The sequence below is a fragment of the Kitasatospora sp. NPDC004799 genome (genome assembly GCF_040609095.1).
GTDB lineage: Bacteria > Actinomycetota > Actinomycetes > Streptomycetales > Streptomycetaceae > Kitasatospora.
This window is the reverse complement of the sequence record NZ_JBEXJK010000578.1, coordinates 1-3,885: the sequence shown is the minus strand read 5'-3', so window position 1 is coordinate 3,885 and position 3,885 is coordinate 1. Positions and strand designations below refer to the sequence as shown.

The 3,885-nt window shown below is 72.7% G+C and carries 5 protein-coding genes; all 5 read left to right on the top strand.

Annotation, left to right across the window (positions count from 1 at the left end; genetic code table 11):
- On the top strand, window positions 1-874 hold an 874-nt coding region (locus tag ABZW03_RS38335), incomplete at its 5' end, for an ATP-binding protein (RefSeq protein ID WP_355269118.1).
- 238 nt (window positions 875-1,112) lie between these two features.
- Window positions 1,113-2,645, top strand: coding sequence for a phage tail sheath family protein (locus tag ABZW03_RS38330; RefSeq protein WP_355269116.1), 1,533 nt, complete (start codon window positions 1,113-1,115; stop codon window positions 2,643-2,645).
- Between the two features lie 48 nt (window positions 2,646-2,693).
- Window positions 2,694-3,134 carry a phage tail protein gene (locus tag ABZW03_RS38325; RefSeq protein WP_030290301.1) on the top strand — a complete coding sequence of 147 codons (441 nt, stop codon included), beginning with the start codon at window positions 2,694-2,696 and terminating at the stop codon, window positions 3,132-3,134.
- The gene (locus ABZW03_RS38320; protein WP_355269114.1) at window positions 3,131-3,616 is read left to right on the top strand and encodes a hypothetical protein; all 486 of its coding nucleotides are present in this window, start codon (window positions 3,131-3,133) and stop codon (window positions 3,614-3,616) included. The genes ABZW03_RS38325 and ABZW03_RS38320 overlap by 4 nt, the downstream gene beginning before the upstream one ends.
- Window positions 3,613-3,771, top strand: coding sequence for a DUF6760 family protein (locus tag ABZW03_RS38315; protein ID WP_181970396.1), 159 nt, complete (start codon window positions 3,613-3,615; stop codon window positions 3,769-3,771). Before ABZW03_RS38320 ends, ABZW03_RS38315 begins: the two co-directional genes overlap by 4 nt.
- Window positions 3,772-3,885 lie beyond the last annotated feature (114 nt).

Below are 3,885 nucleotides of genomic sequence, written 5' to 3'. Positions count from 1 at the left end.
GACGGCGGTGCGCGCGCAGAACGCCGCCGGCCTGGCCCGGCTCGCCCGCCGGATCGAGCCCGCGGTCGGCTGGTCCGACCTGGTGCTGCCCGCCCCCACCGCCGGCCGGCTGCGCGAACTCGTGCTGCGGGCCCGGCACCGCGACCAGGTCCTCGGGCGCTGGCGGATGCGCCCGGGCGGCGGCCGGGGGAGCGCGGTGATCGCGCTGTTCGCCGGGGAGTCCGGCACCGGCAAGACGATGTCGGCCGAGGTGGTCGCCGCCGAACTCGGCATGGAGCTCTACGTGGTGGACCTCTCCACCGTGGTGGACAAGTACATCGGCGAGACCGAGAAGAACCTGGAGCGGATCTTCACCGAGGCCGCCCAGGTGAACGGCGTCCTGCTGTTCGACGAGGCGGACGCGCTGTTCGGCAAGCGCTCCGAGGTCAAGGACGCCCACGACCGGCACGCCAACGTGGAGACGGCCTACCTGCTCCAGCGGATGGAGTCCTTCGACGGGATCGCGGTGCTGACGTCCAACCTGCGGGCCAACCTCGACGAGGCGTTCACCCGGCGGCTGGACGTCATCGCGGAGTTCCCGCTGCCGGACGAGGCGCAGCGGCGCCTGCTGTGGGACCGCTGCCTGGGGCCGCTGGTGCCCCGCGGCGACGACCTCGACCTGGACTTCTGCGCCCGGAGCTTCGAGCTCTCCGGCGGCTCGATCCGGGCCTGCGCGGTCTCCGCGGCCTACCTGGCGGCCGGGGCGGGTGCCCCGCTGGGCATGGCGCAGCTGGTCACCGCGGTGGTCGGGGAGTACCGCAAGCTCGGCCGGCTGGTGCTGGCGAGCGAGTTCGGGCCGTGGCTGGGCGTCCTCGGGGACACCGGGCACGGCTGAGCGGACGCCGGGCACGGCTGACCGGTCCCGGGGCGGGCCGGTCCCGGGCGCTGACCGGTCCCGGGGCTCGCCAGGGCCCGGGCGCGCTCCAGGAGCTGACAGGGCGTCCGAGGGTGCCGCCGGGGGCAGTGGTTCCTGCCCCCGGTGCGGGACCTGCGGGCATGGTCGCGGCCGGTGCCCGGCAGCAGACTCGGGGGCGAATGACCGGCGAAATGAGTGGCCAGCCGAAGGAGCGCGTATGCCGTCGTACCTCACCCCGGGCGTGTACGTGGAGGAGGTCCAGTCCGGTGCCCGGCCGATCGAGGGCGTCGGCACGGCCGTCGCCGCCTTCGTCGGCTTCGCCGAGACCGGACCGTTCCACGAGCCCACGCTGGTGACCAACTGGGACCAGTACGTCCAGCGGTTCGGAGGTTTCACCGAGGGCACCTACCTGGCGCACTCGGTGTACGGCTTCTTCGCCAACGGCGGCGGCTCCGCCTACGTGGTCCGGGTCGGCGACCCGGCCCGGCGGACCCCGGGCGCCGCCCCCGCCGTCGCCGCGGCCCCGCCCGTCGAGATCGCGGGCTTCCTCTTCTCCGCCCGGCCCGGCGCGGGCGGCGAGGTCTCCGTCGAGGTCGCCGACCTGGAGGGGGAGAACGTCCCCGAGGACCGGTTCCGGCTGCTGGTGCGCCGGGGCAGCGAGGTCGCCGAGACGTACGACGTCTCGACCCGCAAGAGCACCAAGGGCTACGTCGTCACCCAGCTGCGCGAGTCGAAGCTGGTCGCCGTCGCCGAGCAGCCCGGCACCGCGCCGAGCCGCCCCGAGCGCCGCACCCACGCCCTGGCCGCCGCGCCCGCGCCCGCCGCGGTGCCGACCGGCCGGCTCGACCCCGCCGAGTACGTCGGCGACGCCGCCGCCCGGACCGGCTTCGGCGGCCTGGAGGCGATCGACGAGATCACCATGGTCGCGGTGCCCGACCTGATGAGCGCCTACCAGCGCGGCGACCTCGACGACGAGGGCCTGCGCACCGTCCAGCTGGCGGTGATGTCGCACTGCGAGCAGATGGGCGACCGGATCGCCGTGCTGGACCCGCCGCCCGGCCTGAGCGCCCAGCGGATGCGCACCTGGCGCAACGACGAGGCGGGCTTCGACTCCCGCTACGCCGCGCTCTACTACCCGTGGATCAAGGTGTTCGACCCGGCGAGCGGCCGCAACGTGCTGGTCCCGCCGAGCGGCCACGTCGCCGGGGTGTGGGCGCGCAGCGACGCCGAGCGCGGCGTGCACAAGGCGCCCGCCAACGAGGTCATCCGCGGCGCGGTGGACCTGGAGATCCGGCTCAGCAAGGGCGAGCAGGACCTGCTCAACCCGATCGGGGTCAACTGCGTCCGGGCCTTCCCCGGCCGCGGCATCCGGATCTGGGGCGCGCGCACCCTCTCCTCCGACCCCGCGTGGCGCTACCTGAACGTGCGCCGGCTCTTCAACTACCTGGAGGAGTCGATCCTCCTGGGGACCCAGTGGGTGGTCTTCGAACCCAACGACGACCGGCTCTGGTCCAGCATCCGCCGGAACATCACCGCGTTCCTCACCGAGGAGTGGCGGCGCGGGGCCCTGTTCGGCCAGACCGCGGCCGAGGCCTTCTACGTCAAGTGCGACCGCGACAACAACCCGCCGGAGTCCATCGACCTCGGCCAGGTGGTCTGCGAGATCGGCGTCTCCCCGGTCAAGCCCGCGGAGTTCGTGGTGTTCCGGCTGTCCCAGTTCTCCGACAGCACGAGCCTCGTCAACGAGTGACCGGCCCGGTCGGCACCACCCCCTCGCATCGGAAGGTGACACAAACCCATGGCTGAAGGCGATCCGCTCTCCACACACATATTCGGCGTCCAGCTCGGCGGCTACAACGTCGAGTCCGTCAAGGAGATCAGCAACCTGACGGTCGAACAGGACGTCGTCGAGTACAAGCAGGTGACCCAAGAGGGCAAACTGATCGTCCGCAAGCAGCCCGGCGCCCGGCTCCCCGGCGAGGTGACCATCACCCGCGGCCTGGACAAGAGCGGCGCGTTCACGGACTGGATCAAGGAGACCCTCAACAACGGGGCGATCAACACCGCGCGGCAGAACCTCACCATCGAGGTGAAGGACACCACCGGTGCCACCCTGCGGCGCATCCAGCTGACCAACGCCTGGGCGAGCCGCTGGGAGGGCCCCACCCTCAGCGCCGGCGAGTCCAGCGCCGCCACCGAGACCGTGACCATCGTGTTCGAGGAGATCTCGGTCGAGTGAGGCGCAAGATCGGCCTGGAGGAGCTGCTGGAAGGGGCTCCGGCCCCGCAGAACACCGCGCCGCAGCAGCCGGCCCCGGCGGCCGCCCCGGCGGCGCAGGCCCGGGGACGGGTGCCGCACACGGAGTTCGAGTTCGAGCTGCCGCTCGGCTACGTCGACGACGAGGGCACCGTCCACCGGCACGGCGCGATGCGCCTGGCCACCGCGCGCGACGAGCTGATGCCGCAGATCGACCTGCGGGTCAAGGAGAACCCGGCGTACCTCAGCGTGGTGCTGCTCAGCCACGTGATCACCCGGCTGGGCGACATCACCGACGTGCACGCCGGGGTCGTCGAGCGGATGTACGCCACCGACGTGGCCTTCCTCCAGGACCTCTACCAGCGGATCAACAGCGAGGGGCACACGCGCGCCGCGGTGACCTGCCCGCACTGCGACGGCGCCTTCGAGGTCGACCTCGCCGGTGGGCGCCTGGGGGAATCGTGACGTACGCGCCTGCTCGGCTGTACGAGGAGATCGCGTACATCGCGTACCACTTCCACTGGCAGCGGGAGGACATCCTCGACCTGACCCACCGCGAACGCGGGCAGTGGGTCAGGGAGATCGCCCGGCTCAACACCCGCATCAGCGAAGGCGGGTGAGCCGGGTGGGACTTCGGGACTGGATCGGCCGCCGGCGGGGCGGCGAGGGCGGGGGCGCCTCGCCCATCTTGGCGACCAGGATGCGCGGACGGCGGCCCTCGGCCCGCTCGAACC